Annotated in this window: 21 protein-coding genes, 1 tRNA gene and 1 other RNA gene; 3 read left to right on the top strand and 20 right to left on the bottom strand. The window is 45.7% G+C overall.

Annotation, left to right across the window (positions count from 1 at the left end):
- Window positions 1–375: 375 nt before the first annotated feature.
- Entirely contained in the window at window positions 376–1,020 is a 645-nt protein-coding gene (locus GC093_RS34280; protein WP_171656465.1) for an SGNH/GDSL hydrolase family protein, read from the top strand.
- Window positions 1,021–1,174: 154 nt separating this feature from the next.
- On the opposite strand, the gene ssrA is transcribed toward GC093_RS34280, so the two are convergent.
- The 11 genes from ssrA to GC093_RS34335 form a co-directional block, all read right to left on the bottom strand.
- Window positions 1,175–1,540, bottom strand: a transfer-messenger RNA (tmRNA) gene (ssrA, locus tag GC093_RS34285).
- Window positions 1,541–1,734: 194 nt separating this feature from the next.
- Complete coding sequence (gene smpB, locus GC093_RS34290; protein WP_308862404.1) at window positions 1,735–2,214, bottom strand: SsrA-binding protein SmpB; 480 nt, start codon at window positions 2,212–2,214, stop codon at window positions 1,735–1,737.
- A gap of 98 nt (window positions 2,215–2,312) precedes the next feature.
- Entirely contained in the window at window positions 2,313–4,841 is a 2,529-nt protein-coding gene (gene rnr / locus GC093_RS34295) for a ribonuclease R (protein WP_171656467.1), read from the bottom strand.
- Window positions 4,842–5,022: 181 nt separating this feature from the next.
- Window positions 5,023–5,262 carry a preprotein translocase subunit SecG gene (secG, locus tag GC093_RS34300; RefSeq protein WP_171656468.1) on the bottom strand — a complete coding sequence of 80 codons (240 nt, stop codon included), beginning with the start codon at window positions 5,260–5,262 and terminating at the stop codon, window positions 5,023–5,025.
- Between the two features lie 122 nt (window positions 5,263–5,384).
- The gene (locus GC093_RS34305; protein WP_171656469.1) at window positions 5,385–6,092 is read right to left on the bottom strand and encodes a M50 family metallopeptidase; all 708 of its coding nucleotides are present in this window, start codon (window positions 6,090–6,092) and stop codon (window positions 5,385–5,387) included.
- A 383-nt stretch (window positions 6,093–6,475) separates the two neighbouring features.
- Window positions 6,476–7,768, bottom strand: coding sequence for a phosphopyruvate hydratase (eno, locus tag GC093_RS34310; RefSeq protein WP_171656470.1), 1,293 nt, complete (start codon window positions 7,766–7,768; stop codon window positions 6,476–6,478).
- 81 nt (window positions 7,769–7,849) lie between these two features.
- The gene (gpmI, locus tag GC093_RS34315) at window positions 7,850–9,382 is read right to left on the bottom strand and encodes a 2,3-bisphosphoglycerate-independent phosphoglycerate mutase (RefSeq protein WP_171656471.1); all 1,533 of its coding nucleotides are present in this window, start codon (window positions 9,380–9,382) and stop codon (window positions 7,850–7,852) included.
- A gap of 1 nt (window position 9,383) precedes the next feature.
- Window positions 9,384–10,136: a triose-phosphate isomerase gene (gene tpiA, locus GC093_RS34320; RefSeq protein WP_171656472.1), complete on the bottom strand. Its 753-nt coding sequence runs from the start codon at window positions 10,134–10,136 to the stop codon at window positions 9,384–9,386.
- A gap of 46 nt (window positions 10,137–10,182) precedes the next feature.
- Window positions 10,183–11,364, bottom strand: a complete 1,182-nt coding sequence (locus GC093_RS34325) for a phosphoglycerate kinase (RefSeq protein WP_171656473.1) — start codon at window positions 11,362–11,364, stop codon at window positions 10,183–10,185.
- 259 nt (window positions 11,365–11,623) lie between these two features.
- Window positions 11,624–12,628 carry a type I glyceraldehyde-3-phosphate dehydrogenase gene (gene gap / locus GC093_RS34330; protein WP_171656474.1) on the bottom strand — a complete coding sequence of 335 codons (1,005 nt, stop codon included), beginning with the start codon at window positions 12,626–12,628 and terminating at the stop codon, window positions 11,624–11,626.
- A 57-nt stretch (window positions 12,629–12,685) separates the two neighbouring features.
- Window positions 12,686–13,714 carry a sugar-binding transcriptional regulator gene (locus GC093_RS34335; protein WP_171656475.1) on the bottom strand — a complete coding sequence of 343 codons (1,029 nt, stop codon included), beginning with the start codon at window positions 13,712–13,714 and terminating at the stop codon, window positions 12,686–12,688.
- A gap of 324 nt (window positions 13,715–14,038) precedes the next feature.
- Here GC093_RS34335 and GC093_RS34340 point away from each other — a divergent pair.
- Window positions 14,039–14,113, top strand: a tRNA-Arg gene (locus GC093_RS34340).
- A 211-nt stretch (window positions 14,114–14,324) separates the two neighbouring features.
- On the top strand, window positions 14,325–14,909 hold the full coding sequence (gene clpP, locus GC093_RS34345) for an ATP-dependent Clp endopeptidase proteolytic subunit ClpP (RefSeq protein WP_171656476.1): 585 nt from the start codon (window positions 14,325–14,327) through the stop codon (window positions 14,907–14,909).
- A 162-nt stretch (window positions 14,910–15,071) separates the two neighbouring features.
- Here clpP and GC093_RS34350 read toward each other — a convergent pair whose 3' ends face one another.
- From GC093_RS34350 to GC093_RS34390, 9 genes are all read right to left on the bottom strand, one after another.
- A complete protein-coding gene (locus GC093_RS34350; protein WP_171656477.1) occupies window positions 15,072–16,838 on the bottom strand; it encodes a stalk domain-containing protein in 1,767 nt (588 codons plus the stop codon).
- Between the two features lie 377 nt (window positions 16,839–17,215).
- Window positions 17,216–17,485, bottom strand: a complete 270-nt coding sequence (locus tag GC093_RS34355) for an HPr family phosphocarrier protein (RefSeq protein WP_076230567.1) — start codon at window positions 17,483–17,485, stop codon at window positions 17,216–17,218.
- A 210-nt stretch (window positions 17,486–17,695) separates the two neighbouring features.
- Window positions 17,696–18,625: a DNA-binding protein WhiA gene (whiA, locus tag GC093_RS34360; protein ID WP_171656478.1), complete on the bottom strand. Its 930-nt coding sequence runs from the start codon at window positions 18,623–18,625 to the stop codon at window positions 17,696–17,698.
- Window positions 18,626–18,632: 7 nt separating this feature from the next.
- Entirely contained in the window at window positions 18,633–19,619 is a 987-nt protein-coding gene (mgfK, locus tag GC093_RS34365; protein WP_171656479.1) for a gluconeogenesis morphogenetic factor MgfK, read from the bottom strand.
- Complete coding sequence (gene rapZ, locus GC093_RS34370; protein ID WP_171656480.1) at window positions 19,616–20,515, bottom strand: RNase adapter RapZ; 900 nt, start codon at window positions 20,513–20,515, stop codon at window positions 19,616–19,618. The genes mgfK and rapZ overlap by 4 nt, the downstream gene beginning before the upstream one ends.
- A gap of 370 nt (window positions 20,516–20,885) precedes the next feature.
- The gene (locus GC093_RS34375) at window positions 20,886–21,836 is read right to left on the bottom strand and encodes an ROK family glucokinase (protein WP_171656481.1); all 951 of its coding nucleotides are present in this window, start codon (window positions 21,834–21,836) and stop codon (window positions 20,886–20,888) included.
- A gap of 310 nt (window positions 21,837–22,146) precedes the next feature.
- Window positions 22,147–23,094, bottom strand: a complete 948-nt coding sequence (gene trxB / locus GC093_RS34380) for a thioredoxin-disulfide reductase (protein WP_171656482.1) — start codon at window positions 23,092–23,094, stop codon at window positions 22,147–22,149.
- Window positions 23,095–23,231: 137 nt separating this feature from the next.
- Window positions 23,232–24,989: a tetratricopeptide repeat protein gene (locus GC093_RS34385; protein ID WP_171656483.1), complete on the bottom strand. Its 1,758-nt coding sequence runs from the start codon at window positions 24,987–24,989 to the stop codon at window positions 23,232–23,234.
- A gap of 106 nt (window positions 24,990–25,095) precedes the next feature.
- Window positions 25,096–26,046, bottom strand: a complete 951-nt coding sequence (locus GC093_RS34390; RefSeq protein ID WP_171656484.1) for a ribose-phosphate diphosphokinase — start codon at window positions 26,044–26,046, stop codon at window positions 25,096–25,098.
- Window positions 26,047–26,130 lie beyond the last annotated feature (84 nt).

Raw genomic sequence — 26,130 nt, forward strand, 5'->3', positions numbered from 1 at the left:
TGGATTGATGAAGAAATGCAGTTTATTAAGTGGGCATTGCTCTCGTTATCAGTAAATTCCTGACAACCTAAAAGTTTATGTCCGAAAACTGGTGAAAATGATGGAGACGAGGGGAGTTGAACCTCTGTCCGAAGATAACGCCACATAAGATTCTACGGGTGTAGTCACGGATTTGATGTCACCCGAGTATCTTTCCCCATCTTAATATCCGCTCCTAAAGTTGTTAAACGTCCACACAACTTGTGCATGATTACATACCATACCTATAAGATACATTTGAGAAAATACACAAGCAAGCAATAAGTTGATTTCCCCTATTGTCCAATAGGATATTGCGTGTAGGTATGATTAAAAGTTGGAGTTGGTGATATTCTTATGATCTATACAGCTCTTGGAGATTCCATTACATTTGGAGAAAATGCATCCTCTTTGGCGAAGGCTTATCCTCATTTAACCGTATCTACATTAAATTCAAGCTCGTGTAAAGTTCGTGGGTTGGTATTAGCTCGGCCTGGTTGGAGCAGCTATGATCTATTAGATGCAGTGATATGGCAGGGATCCTCCACAATCAATCGTTCTGCTGCTGTTTCAGTATGGATCGGAGGAGTGGATTTAGCTAACGCGGCACTATTTTCATTTAAAACCAAGCGACCACTAGATGCAAAACACATTGCAGCCAACTATAGACGTAATTTAAGTGCTATTTTTACTCGAATAAAAAAAGGAAGCTGTGCCCGGATCATTTGCTGCACGCAATATAATCCATTTCCTAACAGCGCTCTTTCGGTTGAGTGGGTGGACGGATTAAATCGTACGACCAATGAGCTCGCCCATAGTTACGATGTAACTTTAGCTCCCGTTCATATGTGGTTTGAAGGAAAACAGGCAGATCTTTTGTATGGATATCGAAAAGGAAAGATTGAAGACGCGTTAAGCGGATCTTTACCTATCCATCCGAATGATCGAGGGCATCGAGTTATTGCAACGAAATTGGCCCCATATCTGATCCCTCAGAAATAGTCACCCACACAAGGGGGGATGCTACTCTGCGATGACGTAATTAGCGGTACATTCCATGCTGCGCCAACTGCGATTTACTACGTCCCCTAATGCAGGGATATCCTACCAAGAATCGCAAAAAGCACCGACAGAATAGTCAGTGCTTTTTTGCATTTTATGGAGACGAGGGGAGTCGAACCCCTGTCCGAAGATAACGCCACATAAGATTCTTCGGGTGTAGTCACGGATTTGATGTCACCCGAGTATCGCCCCGCGACAGGCTATACGTTGGGTCAGCCTGATTGTCTTCCTACGTTCGACCCCAGGCGGAGACCAAACGTCGTATCCCACTATAGTTGAGCCCCTATCCCAGTCACATGGGCGATGCTGAGTAGAAGCACGCTAACAGGTTATTAAGCTGCTAAAGCGTAGTTGTTTTGTGTTTTGCCATTTAATAGGCTTTAGCGTTGATGAAGTGGACGCGTCCCCACTACCCGCTACTCATGCTCGAACTATCCCCGTCGAATCCAAGAACGTCCCCGCATAGTAGAGTCTCCGATTAAGGAGACTCTTAATTAAAGCAACTTGCTCAAAAGGTTATGATAAAAGCTTATCTGATTCTCTTGATGAATTTGAAAGTTTATCTTGATGCCTACTTAGTATATCACACTTTCATACAAAAAAAAGAATGACTTACTGGAAGCTAAGGCAATCTCATGACAAAGTAGGATATACCTACCTGGCAACCTTCTGCTTTTCACGTAATGCACGCTGGATATCGCGCTGAGCATCACGCTTGGCCGCGGTATCACGCTTGTCGTATTGCTTCTTACCTCTACCTAATCCAATCAAAAGCTTGGCAAAGCCATTACGTACATAGATCTTGAGCGGCACTAAGGTATAGCCCTCCTGCTTGGCCAAGCCGAGCAGCTTGCGGATCTCCACTTTCTTCAGCAGCAGCTTCCGAGCACGTGTCGGATCCGTTGGGTTGAAGCGATTGCCCTGTTCGAATGGGCTGATATGAATGTTATGGATGAAGGCTTCTCCATTACGAATCGTCGCGAAGGCATCACCTATATTGGCCCGACCTAATCGTAGTGACTTAATCTCAGTTCCAGTCAGTACCATACCGCACTCATAGGTATCTTCAATAAAATAATCATGAGAAGCTTTCTTATTCTGTGCGAGAACTTTGCTATCGGACTTTTTGCTCACCATAGAGCCATTCACTCCTTACCACAACGACTGTATCTCAAAAAAAAGGGATTGGAGTTTATTTTACCAACTCCAACCCTCGGAAGCAAGCGAAACGACTACTTTTTCGCTTGCTTTTTCTTACGCCGCCGCGGTCCCGAGCGCCCGGCTTCGCCTGCGCCCTTGACCGGCGCTGCGTCCAGCGCTCGCGCCTTGGCGGCGTCTGCTCCGGTGCCCCTCGGGGCACCGGCTCCAACAGCCGCCCCGGCGCTGGCGCCCTTGCGCGGCTTGCGGCTCTTGCCGCCTCCGGCGCTGCCTGCGCTTGCCGTTGCGCCAGTGCCGCCTTTGCCGCGCCGCCCGCTGCGGGCGCCTTCGGCTGCGCTGCGCTCGCGGTCACCGCCACGCGCCCCGCGTCCGCCAGCCGCCGCTGACGCGCTCCGACCTCCGCGTCCGCGCTGTTTATCGCCTCCGCGGACTGCTTTCAGCGCGCCTACGAGGCTTACCTTCTGCTGCCGCGGCTTCATGTCCACCATCTCGAAATCGATGGTGTGGTCTTCCATGCTCACGCGAGCCACTCGTACCTTCAACTCATCGCCGAGGCGGTAAATTTTCGATGTGCGCTCTCCAATCAACGCATGCTGCGCCTCATGGTAATGATAGTAATCATCGTGCATATCGCTTAGACGAATTAATCCTTCAACGGTATTGTCCAGCTCGACGAAAATACCAAAACTCGTCACACTGCTGATCATCCCTTCGAATTCCTCGCCCACTTTGTCCATCATGTACTCGGCCTTTTTCAAAGCCTCCGTTTCCCGCTCCGCATCCACAGCTACGCGCTCACGCTCTGAGGACTGCTTCGCAATGTCATCCATCCGAGCGGACAAATACTCATGGCGCTTATCATCCATTCCGCCCTTCTCCAACACCTCGCGCATGACGCGATGGATGATCAAATCCGGATAACGCCGGATCGGGGACGTAAAGTGAGAGTAAAACTCAGCCGCTAGACCGAAGTGACCGGTGCTCTGAGCGTCATATTTCGCTTGTTTCATCGAACGCAGCATCACTTTACTAATAACCGTTTCTTCTTTAGTGCCCTTTATTTCCTCTAGAAGTGTTTGCAGCGCACGAGGATGAACCGTGTTCCCCTTGCCGCGTACAGCATAGCCAAAGTTCGTAATAAACTCCATGAAATGCATTAGCTTCTCAGAATCGGGATCTTCATGAATCCGGTACAAGAAAGGCACCTTCATCCAATGGAAATGCTCAGCCACAGTCTCATTAGCCGCCAGCATAAACTCTTCTATGATTTGCTCAGCAATGGTCCGTTCCCTTTTCACGATGTCTGTAGGCTTGCCGCTCTCATTTACTAATATCTTGGATTCCTCGAAGTCAAAATCAATCGCACCCCGCTTCATCCTACGACCGCGCAGCCTCATAGCCAGCTCTTCCATCAAACGGAAGTCATCCATTAAATATGCATACTTTTCCGTCAATTCCGGCTCTGCATCACCCGACAGCAGCTTCCGCACATTCGTGTAAGTCATCCGCTCGCTCGTCTTGATTACACTAGTGAACACATCATGGCGCACCACGTTGGCATTAGCATCAAATTCCATCTCACAGGACATCGTCAGACGATCCACCTGCGGATTCAACGAGCATATCCCGTTCGATAACCGATGAGGCAGCATAGGGATTACACGATCTACTAAATAAACGCTGCAGCCGCGATTGTAAGCTTCTCTATCCAGAGGAGCTCCTTCATGCACATAATAGCTCACATCGGCAATATGAACGCCCAGCAAGTAGTTGCCATTTTCCAAGAGTTCAACGTTAACCGCATCATCCAAATCCTTAGCGTCTTCACCATCAATCGTCACGATCCGTTTATTCCGCAAATCACGACGTCCTACCAGGTCCGTTTCCGCAATAACTTCAGGTACCTCAGTGGCTTCTGCCAAAACTTCATCCGGGAAGGTCTCCGGGAGCTGGTGCTTGCGGATAACCGAAATAATATCGACTCCAGGATCATTTTTATGTCCCAAAATTTCGATAACTTCACCTTCTGCTGCCGCACGCCCTTCTGGATAGGTCACTATTCGCACAACCACTTTATGCCCGTCCATGGCCCCATTAAAAGAATCCTTAGGGATAAAAATATCACGAACTACTCGTTTATCATCCGCAATCACGAATGCATACCCTTCGTTCATCTGAAACAATCCAACGATCTGCGTATTAGCACGGTTGACTACCCGGACCACTTCGCCCTCCAGCTTGCCACCGGCAGCGCTTTTGGTCGTTATCCGAACGAGAATGATGTCGCCATTCATGGCCCCACCCATATCGTTGGCGTGTATGTACACATCCGGATGATCACGTTCCTCTGGAATTAGAAACCCAAACCCTTTGGCATGCGCCTGCAGCTTGCCCCGCAGCAAATTCATCCGTTCCGGTACACCGTACCGCTCCGTTCGAGTCCGTATTATGTGCCCTTCATTCTCCAGCTCATTCAACAGCTTAATAAAATCCTTGAAATCCTGCGCGCTCTCAATCTGGAAATACTTCTCTAATTCCTGATATGTCATCGGTTTATAAGCCGTTTCTCTCATAAAATCCAATACATCATTGCGTTGAACCAAAGTCCTCACCTTCCTCTACCTTACTTCTCTATAGTTTTACCCATTTCTCTCTCAAGAAAACACAACAATTTCATTCTTCCTACAGTTTACGCAAATTCACAACACATGGAATGGGCGTTTAGGACTTTGTTTGAACAAAAAAACAGCAGGAGTATCATTCCCCTGCTGTAGTGCTTTTATATTACGCTGTTTTTACAAAGTAAGCCACGATTAGTGTCAAGACGAAGAAAACAACCGCTAACCCCATTGTTAGACGATTTAAAAATAATTCCAAGCCACGCGCCTTTTGCTTTCCGAACAGATGCTCCGCACCTCCGGAGATGGCACCGGATAACCCCGCGCTTTTCCCTGGTTGAAGTAATACCGCTGCAATCAAACCAAGTGACGCAATAACCAGTATAATTTTCAAAACTAATTCCATGTTTCCACCTCCAGCGAAAATCTATCGTTACAACTAACGGCCACATGGCCACTTATATATAATAGAAAATGGACAGTATTAGCATTATATCATAAAGTTGTCCTACTGGCAAACAAACCCCATTACTCATAGTTCGAATAAGGCTGTTTGGCAGGTCTTGGCCTCGTTTTTCTCCGTCCCAAGAAGGCTTGAATGGCACCTTTCGCACACCATAATGAGAATAGCGTAAACAAGACGGACCAACCAAGAGCTGGAATCATCGTGATTCGACTTAAGTTTGTTGCATCGCCAGCAGCCCCTGAATTTTCCAACGAATAAAGAATTAATGAAATTGGACCGAGCACTGACTCCTCCAAGGTTAGAAAGGCCAGCAATAAATAATAAAAATCACTCAACCATCGCGGCATTAAAGATAGCATGATAATGTTCAAAGCAATAAAACCGATAAGCCAAATCACGCCAAATTCATTACGTACAAACAAAACTAACGAAACAATAGCCAGCAATGTAATAACCTGCAAGCCCAAACGATGCTTGTCTATAGCCCTCATCTTGAACAAAAATACAGCGAACAAGGAAGCCGTCATATATCCGGCAAGCGAGATTGGAATCTGAGTCCAGTTATCCATCACCCTGGAATACGTTACCCCGCTATGATTAGCAAAAAGCTCGATATACATCACTTGGCCTGAGAAAACCAAGGTTACCACCGCATGACCAAATTCATGAATCATCGTGTCCAAGTTGCGGAAAAATGAAGAAAAAGGGATCAAGCGAGTGAGAAAGGCTGATCCTACTAGAAAAAATACAGTCTTCAACCAATTACTCATGCTGATCCCTCCGGGGAAAGTTGGTGCTTACTGCAAACTTACTCTCATCTTGTTGTTCGTCTACAGGTTACCACATCTACCTACGGCGGCTGTTGAAATCGTGTTCTCATTGAATATACCTTGCGGTAATAACACGATTTCAAAGGCCACACGTAAACTCTCCGGTAAATGTGTAACCCTCCAACTACCACAGATTAGCGGAAGCTTACAAAAAAGCACAAACCCATTATTTTACTAAAGTACAAAGACGGTGGCTAACTAGCCACCTTGATTATACAAGGCATTGTCGGCATAAAGAGCCGACTATATACACAATGCTTAAGGGGCGTTAGCCGCCGACTTAAGCATTGAATAGGGCAGAGCACGAAACGTGCTCTTCTATATTATTTGAAGTTCTTCAAGTTGTAGAACGCTTTTTTACCAGCATATTGTGCAGTATCACGCAATTGATCTTCGATGCGAAGCAATTGGTTGTACTTAGCAACGCGGTCCGTACGGGAAGGAGCACCTGTTTTGATTTGTCCAGCGTTAGTAGCAACAGCAATGTCAGCAATTGTGCTGTCTTCGCTCTCACCGGAACGGTGGGAAATAACCGCTGTGTAACCAGCGCGGTTAGCCATTTGGATAGCGTCGAAAGTTTCAGTCAACGTACCGATTTGGTTAACTTTAACCAAGATGGAGTTACCGATGTTTTCTTCAATACCTCTGGACAAACGAACCGTGTTAGTTACGAATAGATCGTCACCAACTAGTTGTACTTTACCGCCAAGCTTTTCAGTCAACAGCTTCCAGCCATCCCAATCATCTTCGGAGCAGCCATCTTCGATTGTGATGATCGGATATTTGTCAACCCAATCAGCCAAGAAGTCTACGAACTCAGCGGAAGTGTAAGATTTGCCTTCGCCTTCCAGGTGGTACTTGCCATCTTTGTAGAACTCAGTGGAAGCAACGTCCATACCCAAGAATACGTCAACGCCTGGCTTATAGCCTGCACGCTCGATAGCTGTAAGAATAGTAGTGATAGCTTCTTCGTTAGAACCAAAGTTCGGAGCAAAGCCGCCTTCGTCGCCAACTGCTGTGTTCAAGCCTTTTTCTTGCAATACGGATTTCAAGCTGTGGAAAATTTCTGCGCCAGTACGAAGCGCTTCTTTGAATGAAGGCGCGCCAACTGGTAGCACCATGAACTCTTGTACGTCAACGTTGTTGTCCGCATGAGCCCCACCGTTGATGATGTTCATCATTGGAACTGGAAGCTGCTTCGCGTTAAATCCGCCCAAGTAAACATATAGAGGGATGTCCAAAGCTTCGGAAGCTGCACGAGCTACTGCCATAGAAACAGCCAGAATCGCGTTTGCACCCAGCTTAGCTTTGTTCGGCGTTCCGTCAAGCTCGATCATTTTATTGTCGATACCAACTTGATCCAAAGCATCGAAGCCGATCAATTCAGGAGCGATGATGTCGTTAACGTTCTCAACTGCTTTTAGAACGCCTTTACCCAAGTAACGGGATTTGTCACCATCACGAAGCTCAACAGCTTCGTAAGCGCCAGTAGATGCGCCTGAAGGAACGATAGCGCGGCCTCTTGCGCCGGACTCCAAGAATACTTCTACTTCTACGGTTGGATTACCGCGGGAGTCCAATACTTCACGAGCGTACACATTAGCGATAGTTGTCATGATTTCGAAACACTCCTTAGACTATTTTATAATTTTGTCAGGGCCGGATGACCGACCCCGGTGACTCTCTCAAGCTTAAGGCTAGATTAATTTAGTTCCTGTCATCTCTTCTGGCTGTGCTACATCCAGCAGTGTCAGAATAGTAGGAGCAATATCTGCCAAAATTCCATCATTTCTTAGTGTAACATGTTTGGACGTTACAATAAAAGGGACCGGATTTGTCGTATGGGCTGTATTTCGGCTGCCGTCCGCATTTGTAACCAAATCGGCGTTACCGTGATCAGCCGTGATCAACGCTACTCCGCCTTTAGCAAGCACAGCCTCGACAACTTTACCCAAGCAAGCATCTGTTGCTTCAACTGCTTTGATCGTTGGCTCCAGTAAGCCCGAGTGGCCAACCATATCCGGATTCGCAAAGTTCAGAATGATAACATCCTGACGCTCTGCTTCGATCTCGGCAACTGCTGCTTCTGCAAGCTCATATGCGCTCATTTCCGGCTGCAGGTCATAAGTTGCTACCTTAGGCGATGGAATCAGAATACGAGTCTCACCTGGCAATTCCTTATCACGACCGCCACTGAAGAAGAACGTCACATGCGGGTATTTCTCTGTTTCAGCGATACGAAGCTGCTTCAGGTTGTTTTGCGCTAGAACCTCACCCAGTGTATTATCCAGGTTTTTCGGTTTGTAAGCTACAAAGCCATCCACGGATTCACTAAATAATGTTAAGCAAACGAAGTACAGCTTGGCAGGGCATTTCTCTCCGCGATCGAAACCACGGAAGTCACTGTTCGTAAACACCTGAGAAAGCTGAATGGCGCGGTCAGGTCGGAAGTTAAGGAAAATAACGGAGTCGTCCGACTCTACCAAGCCTACAGGGCTACCGTCTGCTTGTACGATAACCGTCGGCATAACAAATTCGTCAAACACCGATTTTTCATAAGACTCCACAATGGCCTGCATCGGCTCCGTGTAGTGCGGGCCCTCTCCATAAACCATAGCACGGTAAGACTTTTCTGTACGTTCCCAACGCTTGTCTCGATCCATCGCATAGTAGCGGCCTTGAACTGTTGCCATCTTGCCTACGCCAATTTCATCGATTTTAGCCAGCAGTTGGCCCATATAGCCTTTGGCGCTGTCAGGAGCTACGTCACGGCCATCCAAAAATGCGTGGATGTAAACCTCCTCGAATTGCTCCTTCTTACACACTTCAAGCAAAGCAAATAAATGTGCAATGTGACTATGAACGCCACCGTCCGACAGTAATCCATACAGATGAAGCTTTTTACCATTATCCTTGGCATGTCTTATCGCGCCAAGAATCGTTTCGTTATCAAAAAACTCGCCGTCGCGAATCGACTTGGAAATCCGAGTTAAATCTTGATACACGGTACGCCCCGCACCTATGTTTAAATGACCAACCTCAGAGTTGCCCATTTGCCCCTCTGGCAATCCCACTGCTTCCCCGCACGCTACCAGTGTTGTGTGCGGATATTCATTCCAGTACCGGTCATAGTTAGGCTTGTTCGCCTGAGCGACTGCGTTACCCGTGATCTCACCGCGAAGGCCGAAGCCATCCAATATTATCAGTGCTACCGGTTTAGGTCTGGACATCTTACTTGGCCCCCTCAACAAGAGCTATGTAGGAAGCTGGCTCCAAGCTTGCGCCGCCCACTAGTGCTCCGTCGATATCGGATTCCTGCATGTATTCGTTAATGTTGTTCGGCTTTACGCTGCCGCCGTATTGGATACGAACCGCATCCGCCACGGATTGGCTGTAAAGACCAGCAATCAATTCACGAATGTAGCTGATTACTTCGTTAGCATCGGCTGCCGTAGAGGATTTACCTGTTCCGATGGCCCAGATAGGCTCATAAGCTACAACTACTTCAGCTGCCTGCTCAGCGCTCAAGCCTGCAAATGCGCCTTCCGTTTGCACTTTGCATACTTGCTTGGTTTGACCCGCTTCACGTTCTTCCAGCTTCTCGCCTACGCAAACGATTGGCGTCAAGCTATGCTTGAAAGATGCATGCACTTTTTTATTAACGATCTCGTCTGTTTCAAGGAAATAAGCACGACGCTCTGAGTGACCGATAATTACGTAGTTAACGCCCAGATCCTTCAGCATGACACCGCTGATTTCGCCTGTGAACGCGCCGTTATCTTCAAAGTGAAGGTTCTGTGCGCCTACTTTTAATGTAGTTCCTTTTACAGCTTCAACAAGTGCAGGAAGATTAGTGAATGGAGCGCAGATTACGCTCTCCACACCGTCAACCTCTGCTTTACCTTTAACTTCGTTTACGAAAGCAGTCGCTTCGCTTACAGTTTTGAACATTTTCCAGTTACCGGCAATGATTGGTTTACGCATGTTGGGTCACTCCTTTTTATTTAACTGTTTGTGTCAGCTCTTACTCTTACTTATCGTTCAACGCTACAACGCCCGGAAGTGCCTTGCCTTCCATAAACTCCAAGGAAGCGCCGCCGCCAGTGGAGATATGATCCATTTTGTCGCCCAGGTGGAACTTCTCAACTGCCGCCGCTGAATCGCCGCCGCCAATTACTGTGTAGCCTGTAGTAGTTGCGCAAGCATTAGCTACAGCTTCTGTACCGTTTTTGTATGGCTCAAGCTCGAATACACCCATCGGTCCATTCCAAACAACCAGCTTGGAGTTTTTGATCGTTTCGGCATAAATTTCGCGAGTTTTCGGCCCAATATCGAAGCCTTCCCAATCAGCAGGAATCGAATCTACAGTTACAACCTTGGTATTAGCCGAAGCGCTGAAATCATCGCCAACTACGATATCAACAGGAAGCAAGAAGTTTACGCCTTTTTCCTTAGCTTTGCGCTCGAACTCTTTAACAAGCTCCAAACGATCGTTGTCCACGAGGGATTTGCCGATTTCATAGCCTTTGGATTTAAAGAACGTATAGGACAAGCCACCACCGATAATGATGTTGTCTGCGATGTCGATAAGCTTTTCGATTACGGCAATTTTATCTTTAACCTTTGCTCCGCCCACGATTGCTGTGAAAGGACGCTCCGGATTATTCAATGCTTTACCCAATACTTCCAGCTCTTTCTCCATCAGCAAGCCGGAAACTGCAGGAAGATAGTGGGCGATGCCTTCTGTGGAAGCGTGAGCCCGGTGAGCCGCTCCAAAAGCATCATTTACATACAAATCAGCCAATTCAGCAAAAGCTTTCGCCAATTCCGGATCGTTCTTCTCTTCACCAGCATAGAAGCGCACGTTCTCAAGAAGCAGAACATCGCCATCTTTCAAAGCAGCAATTTGTGCTTTAACAGCATCGCCGATGGCTTCGTCCGCTTTTACTACCGGCTTACCCAAAAGCTCAGTCAAACGCGCAGCCGCAGCCGTTAAGCGAAGCTCTTCTACAACCTCACCCTTAGGACGGCCCAGGTGACTCGCTAGAATGACTTTAGCGCCTCTTTCCGCTAGATACTGGATAGTTGGTACGGTTTCGCGAATACGCGTGTCATCGGTAATTACGCCATTCTCCAACGGTACGTTAAAATCCACCCGTACAAACACTCTTTTGCCGTTTACTTCTACGTCACGAACGCTTTTTTTGTTCATCCCGCTCACGCCTCCCGTTTTTTTCTTTCTATACACAAAAATTGTGGGTATGACATTTTTTTGATTGAAGGCTGTTTCGCGATAAAAAGCAAAAGGGAGTGTACCGTAGAGCGTTAGCGAGTATCCTTTGAAGTTTTATTCCCGCCCTAGCCAATTTCAATCAAGGAATAAAGCTTCAACAGATACCGTAGGTATACTCCCTTTGCTCAAAAGAGCGAAGCGTGTTTCATCAAACTTAAGTCATAACCACAATTGGATCTTACAAACCTTTTTTAGCAATAAAAGCAGCCAAATCTACAACACGGTTGGAATAGCCCCACTCGTTATCGTACCAGGAAACTACTTTAACCATGTTATCGCCAACTACCATAGTGGACAAAGAGTCTATTGTGGAAGAAGCTGGGTCGCCATTGTAGTCGCTGGATACAAGCGGCTCAACGGAGAAGTTCATAACGCCTTTCAAAGGACCGTTAGCTGCTGCTTCCAAAGCTGCGTTAACTTCATCAACTGTTACGTTTACTTTCAGCTCAGCAACCAGATCCGTTACGGATACGTTAGGAGTTGGTACGCGGAATGACATACCGTTTAGCAAGCCTTTAAGCTCAGGCAACACCAAGGAAACTGCTTTTGCTGCGCCAGTTGTTGAAGGAATGATGTTTTCAGCAGCTGCACGAGCACGACGCAAGTCTTTATGTGGAAGATCCAACACGGATTGATCGTTTGTGTAAGAGTGAATAGTTGTCATCATACCTTTTACGATACCGAACTTGTCGTTCAATACTTTAGCAAAAGGAGCCAGACAGTTAGTTGTGCAAGAAGCGTTGGAGATAATTGTATGTGCTGCTGGATCGTATTTATCTTCATTTACGCCCAATACGATAGTGATATCCTCGTCAGTAGCTGGAGCGGAGATGATTACTTTCTTAGCGCCGCCTTTCAAGTGAAGGGAAGCTTTGTCTTTTGCTGTAAAAATACCTGTGGATTCAACAACGATTTCAACACCGTTAGCTCCCCAAGGCAAGTTCTCAGGATTACGCTCAGCAAATACTTTAACAGTTTTGCCGTTAACGATCAAAGCGCCTTCTGTTGCTTCAACAGTACCATTGAATCTGCCGTGAGTAGTATCATATTTCAACAAATGAGCCAATGTGTTAACGTCAGTCAAATCATTGATTGCTACGATTTCTACTTCTGGGTTGTTGAATGATGCGCGGAATACGTTACGACCAATACGTCCAAAACCATTAATACCTACTTTTACCATGTGAAAGGCCTCCTAAAGAATAATAGTTTAATTTATGTCAAGACAGGTAAGAACCTATCAAGATGGCAGCATTTGAACCATTTCTATTGCAGCGGCTTCGTCGGTCACTAATATATCCTCATGTCCGAAGCTTAGCACGGAGACAATTGCTTCTCCCTTGCTCTTTCCGCCCGCAACTCCAATGACACAATCCATTTCTTGAATATCATCGATGCGCAAGCCAACAGTTGGCATCTTATGAATAATTCTACCCCCGCGGTCAAAATAGTACCCGAATGCCTCGGCCAATGCTCCTTCATGCAGAAGGCTGGCTGTTGTTGCATCGTCAACCTTGCGGCGGCGCGCCATCACCATAGCTTCTCCTATGCCATGAATGACGATACGAGCTTTACGGATGAACTCAATGATCTCGGTAATGGTAGTATCTTGCATTAAAGATTGATAAGCGTCCTCGCCCAACTGATCGGGAACGTGCAGCAGCCTATAGCTTGCTCCTGTTTTCTTAGCCATCGTCGAAGCGATTGTGTTAGCTTGAAAATCAACGCTTTCCCCCAGTCCGCCCCGAGCCGGTACAAACCAGCTGCCTTTGAGCGATGTAGAGGAGGATAAGTGATACGCGACTTCCGCCATCGTCGAACCACCGGTTACGGCAATGACTTCGTCCTTGGACACATATTTACGGAGCACTGCTGCTCCCGCGCGTCCTAATTCCTTTTTGGTATGTGGTGATGTATCTGAGTCACCCGGTACAATGATAACTTGCTTTAAACCAAAATGCTTCCGGATACGTCCTCCCAGCTCATTCAAGCCGAACAGTTCCCTGACCATCGGTTCGATGCTCTCAAGCAACTGCCGTCCCGCAACGCTGACACGCATTCCAGCTGCTTCAATCTCTAGCAAGCCCTGGGCCTTCAAGAACTCAACCTCACTACGCAGAACACGTTCCGTCATATTAAGTGATCCCGCCAACGTACGGCGGCCTACAACACCAGAAACCATAATGTGATGGAGGATGGTATATCGCTCCTTCATGGTGTCCAATAGATCCGGAAGAAGCTGCTTTTGAATATTGAGTATTTCTTTCATAGAACACTCTCCCGTTGAAACATGGACTGTTTTCGTCCCAGTACTACATTTTTAGTCCCACAACTTCCAAAAAAAGTACTAAGTAATCCACTTAGCATTTATATTATATAAAATCTCATTGCTAATTTCAACTAAAAATCACAATTTGGACAAAAAATTTGGATTATACTGTGTTTCTATCCGTTTATAGCCTGTAATACCTAGCTATTAAGATAGCCAGCTTTCCCGAATTTAACATGAGACAAACCTATGGTTGCTTTTTTCAGTACATTATCATATAATAACTTTTGCTCGTCAAATTAACCTTAACAACACTTATACTATGCGCTCGTGGTCCAATGGATATGACGTAGGCCTCCGGAGCCTGAGATCAAGGTTCGATTCCTTGCGAGCGCGCCATTACTTCTAACAACTTAACCTCTTCATTGTCAGCTTTTTTTTGAAAGCTGCGCAGTGGGAGGTTTTTTAGATAGGTTCGTTTGACCTTTATTGACCTTAGTTTGTTTTTCCGCTATGATGGGTATAGTGTTACCAATCACACATGAGTACAACCCTTACTTCAGCCAAAGCGAAGTTGGTTGTAACTATGAATTTAAGGAGGCTGCAACCTATGAGTTTCATTCCTATGGTAGTTGAACCCGATGGAAGAGGAGAACGCGCATACGATATTTACTCCCGTCTGCTGAAAGATCGGATTATTTTTCTTGGAACTGGGGTTAACGATGTTGTAGCTAACTCAATCATTGCCCAATTGTTGTTCTTGGCCGCAACGGATCCAGACAAAGACATTCATCTGTATATCAACAGCCCGGGCGGCTCCATTACAGCAGGGATGGCCATCTTCGATACGATGCAGTTTATTAAGCCTGATGTTTCCACGATTTGTGTGGGTATGGCCGCTTCAATGGGGGCTTTCCTTCTCGCAGCTGGCGCCAAAGGCAAACGGTTTGCTTTGCCCAACAGCGAAGTTATGATCCACCAGCCTTTAGGCGGTGCCGAAGGCCAAGCCAGCGACATTGAGATTCGTGCTAAACGAATTCTTAAAATGCGTGACAAACTTAACACCATCCTGGCTGAGCGTACCGGCCAATCATTTGAGCAAATCGAGAAGGACACGGACCGCGATAACTTCATGTATGCCGAAGAAGCACGAGCATATGGCCTTATCGATAAAGTTATCGAGCGCAGCAGCTAATAGGATTAACAGTTCCATATACAACCCGTTTACTACTCCACGAATAACGGAGACAACTTCCATTAAAAAAAACCGTTCAGAAGACCTGCTTTATGCAGGCTATCTGAACGGTTTTTCTTTGCACATTTTTATTTGATATTATGATTGCTATCCAAAGTGCGTCTATTTATCATCCAATGGGTAAAATATTAGATCAATAGGAAACGCTGAGCCCGCTGGCGGGGTAAATTCAATATCAAGCGAGTCTTCCTTACCGGTTGTTCTCGCTAGAATCTGCATACCATCAAATGCTGTTAACACACCCGATTCAGGCACCAGACGGATTTCACCATTAATCTTGAATGGTCCTTTAAACACACCGCCATAAGGCAGAATCATCACGGCCATTCGGCGAGGCTTATCAGAATGGATTTTATATACGACCCCATAGTTGCCGTCGTTGGTGACTTCCTTTTTCCGCATCGGATCATATCCCGGCTGGAATGGATCCGTTACACCGTCACCTATGATAATCCTCGATGGAGAAGCGAATGAGCTGGCATCTATATTCCACTTTACTTCGGATACAGGGAACGAACCTCTTACGTGACCTGTGAAAGGCAGCAGAGGAAGCTGGGTCAGCGTATTCTGATTTACTGAATCCGTTGCTACGAAGGAGAATTCGATCTCTCCGTCTGTTTCCACATCGTAGAATAGGTTCACGCCTTGTCCCGGATAAAATTCCGGCATTTGTGAATAAATAAAAGTCTGTTTAGCCGGTACCGTCATCGAATCATTACGCGGATCATTCATAAGGAAATCAACGGAGGCTTCGTTGCCAATCAGATTCGCATATACAGATGGCCAAACTTCGCCTTTGTTGGTTGTCTTGATTGTTACAGGCTTATCCGTAGTGTTCTTAGCCAGAATGGCTAATGTTACTTTTTCCTTTGTACCGTTAATATGATCTGCATAAAGACGGCCTTTGCCTTTAACTTTATCTTGATACAAAATCCCTTTTTCCGTGAACTCTTCTGGACTATCACTGACTAACAGCTTTCTAGTGTCATCTGTAGTGACTTGTTTCGGTAGCTGCGGCAAGTTCCAGAAATTACCCCACAGCATACTCCAATCGGTCTTAATATACCCGCCTACAGGCTTCATATAGATTGGATATTCAATGGCGCTCAAATACGTTTTATCCTCAATCGTAATGCTGCGTGTATACGTATCGCTTTTATTGCCATGCCCATCCCAGACGGTAAGAGTAACAGGGAAGGTTCCTGGTGTAAAGAAAGCCTCCTCCTTACCGGTCCATTCAAATTTCGCAATACCTTCGGCATCCGGATCATAGCTCAAATCAACGTATTTAACCGGCTCACCAATCTTGTAGGTTGATTTTGCAAACGAAAATTTAGCCACAGGATTCGAATTCCCCGTATTTGGAATGTAAATTCCGTTAGGCTTAACTGTATGAATAATTTCTACGCGCCGCAGCTCTTCGTTGTAAGTGTAGCGCGCTCCCATATAGTCAGCCAACCAAGTAAGCTTAATCAACAGCTTTCCTTCCTTGCTAATAGCAGCGGCAGAGTCAAAAGGCTGCATCAATCCATTAACCCACACTGAATTCCGGTCGCTGTCGAGTACGATATTATAGCCCGGAGTTGTCATTGTGATTTGACGTGTTTTATCGTTCCATTCAACCTTCATTCCCATAGCATCGCCTAGAAATTTAGCAGGAACAAACATTTTATCTTTAATAATGGTTGCTGGTGAATCCAACTGAACCTGTTTTCCATTCAGAAAAGCTTCGACCTTATCGACATACAGCAAGATGTAACTGGAAGCCGTTGACATAGGCTGCGCCGCCGATACAAATGTAGGGGAAAATACTGCGAATAACAAAGCGATAATGGCGATCAGTGATAGCTCTCTTTTCATCTGTTTCATCTCTCTACTCCTTAGAATTTCTAAAAAAATTCCTTATTAAGCTTAAACTTTAAAATAATTTAATAAATGAAATCAGCAAAAAACCTTTCCGGCTGAGGACACGTGATAATAGACGTTCCTACTAAGAAAAGGTTGCGCTTTTCTAGGCATGCCATTCAAATCATTATTTGGAAATGTGTCCATTTCGTGCCAGGCGCTCCGCAAGGATACTCGGCTGCACTTTCCTTTATGCACCATTTGCGTTTATGGGCCTTTGTATAGTGAAAAATGTGCCAATTTCCGCATTCAAGGGTTCGAGATAATAGCGGAAATGACCCTTCAGTTATTCCCCAAAAAAAACAAAAAAAGCTTCCTGAAAGGAAGCCCCCTGCGGTCGGTTATTGGTTTTCAAGTTCCTCTTTACTAACTAATGTGACTAAAGCGTTTACAGCCTGCTCTGCGTCCGAACCCTCTGCACTAATATAAACTTCCGTACCTGTGCTGATCGCCAGGCTCATGATACCCATGATACTTTTGGCATTCACTTTCTTCTCATCCTTCTCAACGAAGATTTCGGAAGAGAATTTATTCGCCTCTTGAACGAAAAGTGCCGCCGGTCTGGCATGAAGGCCTGTTTTCAACTTCACAACTACTGGGCGTTTCGACATTCCAACCAATACCCCCTACATCTTTAATAGCAAATGACCATTCTAATAAATGACCATGAAAAAAGCGATTTATCAACTATTATAACATTTTTCAATGCGATACACTAGGAATAATGTACATTTACACAAAAATTCTATATTTACAGAAAATTGGGTTACAACAATCATCCTCTTACCAGAGGTAATGGCTGCGCCTTAGTATTCTAACCGTTACGCTTTTCGGATTTTTTCCGCTAATTCATCAATTTTACGAAGACGATGGTTGACCCCGGATTTACTAACACTGCCTTTTAACATATCGCCGACCTCTTTTAAATTCAGATCCGGATGCTTCATACGAATTTCTGCAACCTCACGCAATTTCTCAGGCAGGTTTTCTAAGCCGACTTCCTTTTGCAGCAGCCGAATATTTTCAATCTGCCGCACAGCTGCTCCGATAGTCTTGTTTAAATTAGCCGTCTCACAATTCACCAGCCGGTTAACGGAGTTGCGCATATCCTTCATGATTCGGACATCCTCGAACCTAAACAAAGCTTGGTGTGCACCGATAAGACTAAGGAACTCGATTATTTTCTCGCCTTCCTTGATATAGAACACGAAGCCCTTCTTCCGTTCAATACAGCGTGCATTCAAATCAAATTCATTAGCCAAATCGCATAATGCCTGACAATGCTCTTCGTACATGGACGATATTTCCAAATGATAAGAGGATCCCTCAGGATTGTTCACAGAACCGCCCGCCAAGAAAGCTCCTCGCATATAAGCCCGCTTACAGCAACTGTCTTGAAGAATGGCCTCTTCAATCCCCGTCGTAAAAATAAACCCTTCGGATACAATGTGCATTTGGGCCAAAATCTCCTGTACCTGCTGAGGCACTCGCACAATATAGACATTATTTTTCTTTAAACGCATCTTTTTCCTGACAAGCAGTTCGATGTGCACGCGAAACTTCTTTTTCAACAAAGAATAAATCCGTCGCGCAATGGCAGCGTTCTCTGTAGAAATATCGAGCACGATTCGTTGATTTGTCAGCTGCACAGAACCATTCATCCGAATTAAGGCTGAAAGTTCTGCCGTTTCACAACAGTCATCCGACTGAATCATGGTTAATTCCTTTTTCGTTTGTGAGGCGAAGGACATGAGATAGTCACCTCTTCTTAATCATCCAGTTCTCCACCAATTGATAGATGTGCTGACTTAGTTTATCGGCGTCATGGCGAAGATAGGTGCGAAATAAAACCAGTTGGTCTGCTATGACCTTATAACCTTTTTTCGTTACCTCATCCAGATCGAGATGGACGACCTTTGCGCCTTTTTCTGCGTACTTATTTTGAATCTGAGGAGGAATCTCCCCATTATTTACAATAACATAATCAAATAAGTCTTGCCCAACATGATCTCGAACCGCACGTAAGTGGTCGCTTACGGCATAACCATCCGTTTCTCCCGGTTGCGTCATGACATTACAGATGAACATTTTGAGCGCTTTCGACTCTACAATCGTTCGGGTAATCTCAGGCACAAGGAGGTTGGGTAAAATGCTCGTGTATAAGCTCCCTGGCCCCACCAGAATCGCATCAGCCCGCCGTAGAGCCTCAACTGCTTCAGGTAAAGGCGATACATCAGCCGGTTCTATAAACACTCGTTTAATGACCTTACCGGCCTTAGGGATTTTGGACTCCCCCACAACAATCGAGCCGTCCATCATCTCCGCTTTCAGCACAATAGCATGATTAGCCGCGGGAAGTACTCTGCCACGCACTGCAAATACTCGGCTCAGCTCCCGAACTCCCGTTACAAAATCACCGGTAATGTCTTGCATTGCAGCCAAAATTAGATTACCCAAACTATGACCGGCCAATCCCTGACCCTTTTGAAAACGATACTCCAGCATTTTACCTAGCAATGGCTCTACATCCGCCAGCGCAGTTAGAACGTTTCGGATATCTCCGGGGGGCACCATTTCCAATTCGGAGCGCAAAATGCCTGAGCTGCCTCCGTCGTCCGCAACCGTCACAATAGCGGTTATGTCCATCGGCTTCTCCTTCAATCCTCGAAGCATGACGGACAATCCTGTACCTCCGCCGATTACGACGATGCGGGGCTGATCACCTTCCTCGTGATCCTTTGTCATTTTTTCACCTCAACCCGATCCCGCTCTGAGTCGCGGTGGCTTACCCGAATAATTTCTGTTTCACTATTATCCATTACTTTGCCAAGATACTCTGCAATAGCTACGGAGCGGTGCTTACCACCTGTACAGCCGATCCCAACCACAACCTGGCTTTTACCCTCTTTCTTATACTGCGGCACCAAAAAGTGAAGCATATCGAGCAGCTTGGTGAGAAACTCTTGCGTTTCACTCCACTTCATGACATATTCGTACACATCCGGGTCTTGACCGGTATTAGGTCGAAGGGCATCAACATAATGTGGATTTGGTAAAAACCTCACATCAAAAATTAAATCAGCATCGATCGGTATCCCATACTTAAATCCGAAGGAGATTACATTTATAGATATTCCGCCCAACTCCAGATTGGTGAATCGGGATACAATCTTTTCTTTCAACTGCGCCGGCTTCAAGTTGCTCGTATCAATGACCTGTGTAGCCATTCCCTTCAGTTCCTCCAACAGCTTACGCTCTTGATAAATCCCCTCCAGCGGTACTCCAGTCGGCGCTAGTGGATGTTTACGGCGGCTCTCCTTGTAACGTTGTACTAGGATAGCATCGGTAGCATCCAGAAATAAGATCTCATAGGTCAGTGTGTGGTTCTCCTGCACATAACGAAGTGATTCCGATAAGGAAGTGAAAAACTCTCTTCCGCGCAAATCAATTACAAGCGCCACCTTGCCAATGCGGCCTTTTGATTGCTCGATCAACTCCGCAAACTTGGGAATTAACACGGGAGGGAGATTATCCACGCAGAAAAAACCGAGATCCTCTAAACTTTGCACCGCGATCGTCTTACCTGCACCAGACATACCAGTAATAATGACCAGCTTGCCCAAGGTATGCATTTCTTCCATGGGTACTTCCTCCTCCGGGCGCTCGTGAGCTAACCATTGGGGTTGCTGCGGGTAAGTGAAGTGCCTCCGGCTTCTATTGAAAGTGAGTCCCTCTGATTAAATTATGCGGCAGGAAACTCTCTTTCAAAATGAAGCACGTAAACTCTCCAGCACATCCCCATAGCCTTCACAAATAAAATGGTTACCCCACTCGCTATATCTATATAAGCGCGCGGTTGTAGACGCGCTTGTTCTAAGACTTAAAGACTTAAATTAATGTTGTCTACTATTAGTTTATTGAAAGATAGAGACAACAGAACTAAACGAGAGCCTAGAAATAAACAAAATATGAATAAGACAACCCGTTAGATACATAAACTCAAAAGCAAAATTAAGAATGCAGATTTAAACCAGCAGCACCAACAACACCAGCGTCATTGCCCAAAGTAGCAGGAACAATATCTACGCCTTCACTTGCTGTTTCCTGAGCGTATTCATGAAAGTAATGCCGAATCGCATCGAACAAGATATCTCCTGCTTTAGAAACGCCACCACCGATTATATATCGCTGAGGATTTAATATTACGGACACCATTGCCATCGATTTACCCAAATAACTGGCTGCGCGATTAACAATACGTTGGGCCACATCATCGCCTGACTTAGCGGCATCGAACACATCTTTAGCCATAATGCCTTCTACCAAGGCTAACGATGTATGTTCACCGCGTTCAACCGCTTCTTTCGCCATTCTAATAATACCCGTTGCGGAAGAAACCGTCTCCAAACAGCCATTCATCCCACATCCGCATTGAATAGCTTCGAGATCAGGAACCAGCCTCATATGGCCTAGCTCTCCTGCCATACCTTTAAAGCCTTGATATATTTTACCGCCAATAATAATGCCGCCGCCTACACCTGTTCCTAAGGTATAACATACCAAATTGGGAATGCCTGCGCCTGCACCACTCCACGCCTCGCCCAGTGCTGCTACATTAGCGTCGTTGTCGATTTTTACTGTTTTACCTAACTTTTCTTCAAGAATTTTCTTTACAGGCACGTTGCGCCAACCTAAATTAGGGGACAGCTTGATGAAGCCTTCAGGAATATCCATAAATCCAGCGATGCCTGCTCCAATGCCGGCAACCTGCTCCCAATCATAAGAAGTATCCGAAATAAGCTTACGAACATAGCTAGCGATGTTCTCCAACACAACATCCGCACCGTGCTCTGTCCCTGTCGGCCCTTCATAGGTATGAAGCAGCTTTCCATTAATGTCACAAAGCCCCACCTTGATGGAGGTTCCTCCTAAATCAACTCCAACATATACCTTTTCTCCCATGCCTTGTCACCTCATAAACTATAATCACATATTGCTCCACCATCAACTATAAGCCAACCCCATCCACAGGTCAAGACAGAGAAAAGCAGGAGCATAACGTACTGTATGCTCATCACTATAATTCAATCATCCCGAAAACGGTAAGCCTATCCAATAAGGACAAGAGCAGTCCTTCGCCTATTTATCAGGTGGCACGATTTCTCACCTTTTACCCCAATCCGCAGCGCTCGGAGCCCTCTGACAGGGATAAGGTTTGGATAGGGGAAGCATTAAAAAAACGTGAAGCTCAGTGCTTCACGTTTCCTTCTATTTACAGCGATTGACTCCAGTCGTGAACTGCATGACCTTCCAAAAACTTTTCGCAATCCAAGGCAGCCATACATCCGCTGCCCGCTGCTGTAATGGCTTGGCGGTACTTGCTGTCTTGCACATCACCACATGCAAATACGCCTTCCACATTCGTCAGCGACGTCCCAGGTTTCACAACAATGTAACCTGTTTCATCTGTAGTAATTTGTCCTGCAAGGAAATCTGTATTCGGTCTATGTCCGATAGCAACGAATATACCATCGGTCTCGATAACTTCTTCTTCACCGGTTTCGTTGTTTTTCACTTTCAATCCCGTTACACCTTTGTCGCCTGAAATTACGGCTAGTGGCGTCTTGTTAAGATCCCATGCAATCTTCTGATTCTCGCGAGCACGATCCTGCATGATTTTGGAAGCACGCAGATCGCTGCGACGATGTACCAGCTTAACTTCAGTTGCGAAGCGCGTCAGGAAGTTAGCTTCTTCCATGGCTGAATCTCCACCGCCAACAACGATGATCTTCTTACCGCGGAAGAAAAATCCATCACAGGTTGCACACGTGCTGACACCGCGTCCCATGCTTTCCTTTTCATTCTCAATTCCCAACAATTTAGCAGTCGCGCCTGTAGAAATAATGATGCTTTCTGCTTCAATATCTCCCATGCCTTCTACCGAAAGCTTAAATGGACGCTTAGACATATCAACCGAATTAACCCAGCCGGTTTTGAATTCAGCGCCGAAGCGTTCCGCTTGTTTGCGCATGTTATCCATTAATTCCGGTCCCATAATGCCTTCAGGAAAACCGGGGAAGTTCTCAACCTCCGTAGTTGTTGTAAGCTGTCCGCCCGGTTCAGGCCCTTCAATAACCAAAGGATTCAGATTGGCACGAGCCAGATAAATAGCTGCAGTAAGCCCCGCAGGACCTGTACCTATAACGATTGTTTTGTACAAAATGACTCCTCCTAGAGTTTTGCGTTAGCAAAACTGGCATCGTAAATATCAGCAGATTTTTGCCAAAGCAAAACTGGCGTCATAAGCATCAACTGGGTTTTGCTCTGCAAAAAACTTTCTTCGCAAGCATTGAAACTTTATTTTATCTTATGATCGAAGCTCGTAAACTTGGGAAAAATGGCTTCCATTTTTTCTTTGAGTCCACATGCTTCGTCGATGATTTTCACATTTTTGCTAATAGTTGCAACCGAAACCTTATACCTGTGAGCCAGCTCATGGTACGAAATAGCACGACGGTGCATTTTGGCTGTCAAATATTCAAGCGCAGCAGCCCAGCCTTCAACCTTTGAAATCTTGGGAGAATAGATTGGATACACACGAGACAAGTATTCTACCCACAAAGTCTGAAGATCATACTGCTGTACCATATCATAACGGCGATCCATTTCCTTCATCGCCATATCCATAATTTGCTGCCATTTGGGTTCCCATACCGGTAAATTCGGTGAGAACGGAGATGCCGGAACCGTAATCTTATTTCCATCAAGAACAGCGGTAACCGGCTCGTGCAAACCAATATTGCGAAGCACGAAAATCGCTACCTTCTTCAAGTAATCGTCCTCGGCTGGTTCCTGAATGAATTCGAGCAAAGCTTCCTTCACTTCATTATCGGCAATCAAGCCAAATGCTTGAATGACCTGCAATTTGGTTTCTGTATCTCCGTGGCGTAATGCCCAGAAAAAGGATGATCGAACCAATGGATCACGTTTAAGATGATCGGGTAGACCCTCTGTAGACTTTTCCAAGCCTCTGAATTGCTCTTCAAAAGGAAGATGATAGTGATAGCTCACCGGAGGTTTTACCTCTTCATCACGTGCTTTATGCAGCAGATTCAGATAAAATCCGGGAATTTCCGAGCCAGGATCAAACTTATTCGCTTGGCGCCATTGGCGTTCGGCTTCGGCATACTGCTTAGTATTATAGGCAGCTACCGCAGTGTAATGAAACAAGCAAGGATCAAGACCCGCTTCACCGGTTTTCAGCAATCGCTTGAACAAACGGTACGCTGTCTCATGCTCACTTAAGATACCCATTGTAGTGGCTAGTTTAAACACATGATCCTGATGAAACGGATAGGTTTTTCGCAAAACGCCCATCAGCTCGCTGAGATTTTCCTTGTCACCAAAATGCTGGTAAAAGATAGCCAAGTTGCACAATGCATGCAAATTACCATGCTCCAGCTCCAGGACTTGCTTTATCATATCTATCGACTTGTCGAAATGACCCATGTAATAATAAGCCAAAGCCAGATTATTACGAGCCGCCATAAAGTCGGGATGCTTCTTAATTATTTTCTCCAATATACGAACCGCTTCGGCAAATTTGCCTTCCTCCAGCATGGCTCGAGCACGGTCATGTTCGAACATCCCTTCACGGCTTTTTATAGAAGTAAGCTTGGTTGGACGATCCAGCTCATAGCTGAGCAGCTCGATCATTTCCTCAGACTCCTCCAAAAATTGGCCGGTAGGGTCATTCTCTAAATAGTGGATAATTGCTTTTTCAGCTGACTCATAATCTTCCATGTTGGCATAATTATTGGCCATGTAGAAATAACATTCTGTCATAGCTGGATCAATTTGATCCAAAACCTGCTGAAGGATACGGTTAGATTCCTCGTAATTTCCCATCTCCGAGAGAAGCCCAGCCAAGTTACAGTGATTAACCGCATTTTCCGGCTCGTATTCGGCTGCGCGACGAAAATACTTTAATGCCTTATCATAATGAAATCTGTCCAAGGATTGAACGGCTCGTTCGAAAAAGAACGTGGCATCCATTTTCATCGAGATCACTTTAGCTGGTGGTTGGGTTGGGTTAGCACGCTTTTTCTTCTCCATTAAACAAGGCACCTCCGGTTCCGTCTGGAATTTGCAAGAAACCAGCGTTATTACTATCAAAAGTATAGCACATTCCTGAAAAAATACATAAATTAGTTAAACTTTCCTATACGCCACCGTATTTAAATAGCGAGCTGATCGAACCGCCGTCTTTAATAATTCGAATGGCATTGGAAAGCAACGGTGCAACGGATAGTACAGTGAATCGGGATGAATGGTCGTCCGGAATAGCAATGGAGTCGGTAATAACGACTTCTTTAATGTTCGGATGATCCAATCGCTGCAAGGCCGGCCCAGAGAACACTGGGTGAGTGGCACAGATATAAACGTCGTTGGCGCCTCTTTCCTTCAAGCCCTCAACCACGTTGACAATCGTTGTTCCTGTATCAATTAAATCCTCGATGATAACTGGAGTTTTGCCTTCCACATCACCGATGACGTGTGTAACTGCAGATTCATTGTGTGCATATCGCTTCTTAAACATCATAGCGATAGGCGCTCCCAGCACGTTGGCCAGGTTCTCAGCTCTCGTCACACCACCCGCATCTGGGGATACAACGATCAAATCATCGATATTTTTATTTTTGATATGACTGCTTAATAGATCCAGTCCTGTCAAATGATCTACCGGGATATTGAAAAACCCTTGAATCGCAGGTGCGTGTAAGTCAATGGTAATTACGCGGTCTGCACCGGCAGTATTCAATAAATCTGCAACCAACTTAGCAGTAATCGGCTCACGTGGGGCCGCTTTACGTTCCTGACGGGAATAACCATAATAAGGTACGACAAGGTTAATCGTTCTGGCCGATGCGCGTTTAGCCGCGTCCATCATTACCAAAAGCTCCATAAATTGCTCGTTAATCGGATGAGAGAACGTCTGCACTAAAAACACATCACAATTCCGAATGCTTTCTTCATAGAGACAGTAAATTTCTCCGCATTTAAACCGGGAGAGCTTGATTTGGCCCAGTGGGACACCCAAATCCTTACAAATACGTTCTGCAAGCTTTGGATTGGAAGATCCCGAAAAGATTTTCAATTTGTCGCTGTACATGGTTACCTCCGTTGTGGATTGTTTACATTTTGCGGCTCGTAAATTGCCTACGATTTGTATTACGCAGCATGCCGCATTCCGATA

The sequence above is a fragment of the Paenibacillus foliorum genome (assembly GCF_013141765.1).
Taxonomy (GTDB): domain Bacteria; phylum Bacillota; class Bacilli; order Paenibacillales; family NBRC-103111; genus Paenibacillus_S; species Paenibacillus_S foliorum.

Bases quoted from the DNA above. Each gene is read 5' to 3' on its own strand.
- GC093_RS34280 (WP_171656465.1), top strand. From the start codon at position 376: ATGATCTATACAGCTCTTGGAGATTCCATTACATTTGGAGAAAATGCA.
- secG (WP_171656468.1), bottom strand. From the start codon at position 5,262: ATGGAATTAGTTTTGAAAATTATACTGGTTATTGCGTCACTTGGTTTG.
- GC093_RS34305 (WP_171656469.1), bottom strand. From the start codon at position 6,092: ATGAGTAATTGGTTGAAGACTGTATTTTTTCTAGTAGGATCAGCCTTT.
- eno (WP_171656470.1), bottom strand. From the start codon at position 7,768: ATGACAACTATCGCTAATGTGTACGCTCGTGAAGTATTGGACTCCCGC.
- gpmI (WP_171656471.1), bottom strand. From the start codon at position 9,382: ATGTCCAGACCTAAACCGGTAGCACTGATAATATTGGATGGCTTCGGC.
- tpiA (WP_171656472.1), bottom strand. From the start codon at position 10,136: ATGCGTAAACCAATCATTGCCGGTAACTGGAAAATGTTCAAAACTGTA.
- GC093_RS34325 (WP_171656473.1), bottom strand. From the start codon at position 11,364: ATGAACAAAAAAAGCGTTCGTGACGTAGAAGTAAACGGCAAAAGAGTG.
- gap (WP_171656474.1), bottom strand. From the start codon at position 12,628: ATGGTAAAAGTAGGTATTAATGGTTTTGGACGTATTGGTCGTAACGTA.
- GC093_RS34335 (WP_171656475.1), bottom strand. From the start codon at position 13,714: ATGAAAGAAATACTCAATATTCAAAAGCAGCTTCTTCCGGATCTATTG.
- clpP (WP_171656476.1), top strand. From the start codon at position 14,325: ATGAGTTTCATTCCTATGGTAGTTGAACCCGATGGAAGAGGAGAACGC.
- GC093_RS34350 (WP_171656477.1), bottom strand. From the start codon at position 16,838: ATGAAACAGATGAAAAGAGAGCTATCACTGATCGCCATTATCGCTTTG.
- GC093_RS34355 (WP_076230567.1), bottom strand. From the start codon at position 17,485: ATGTCGAAACGCCCAGTAGTTGTGAAGTTGAAAACAGGCCTTCATGCC.
- whiA (WP_171656478.1), bottom strand. From the start codon at position 18,625: ATGTCCTTCGCCTCACAAACGAAAAAGGAATTAACCATGATTCAGTCG.
- mgfK (WP_171656479.1), bottom strand. From the start codon at position 19,619: ATGACAAAGGATCACGAGGAAGGTGATCAGCCCCGCATCGTCGTAATC.
- rapZ (WP_171656480.1), bottom strand. From the start codon at position 20,515: ATGGAAGAAATGCATACCTTGGGCAAGCTGGTCATTATTACTGGTATG.
- GC093_RS34375 (WP_171656481.1), bottom strand. From the start codon at position 21,836: ATGGGAGAAAAGGTATATGTTGGAGTTGATTTAGGAGGAACCTCCATC.
- GC093_RS34385 (WP_171656483.1), bottom strand. From the start codon at position 24,989: ATGGAGAAGAAAAAGCGTGCTAACCCAACCCAACCACCAGCTAAAGTG.
- GC093_RS34390 (WP_171656484.1), bottom strand. From the start codon at position 26,046: ATGTACAGCGACAAATTGAAAATCTTTTCGGGATCTTCCAATCCAAAG.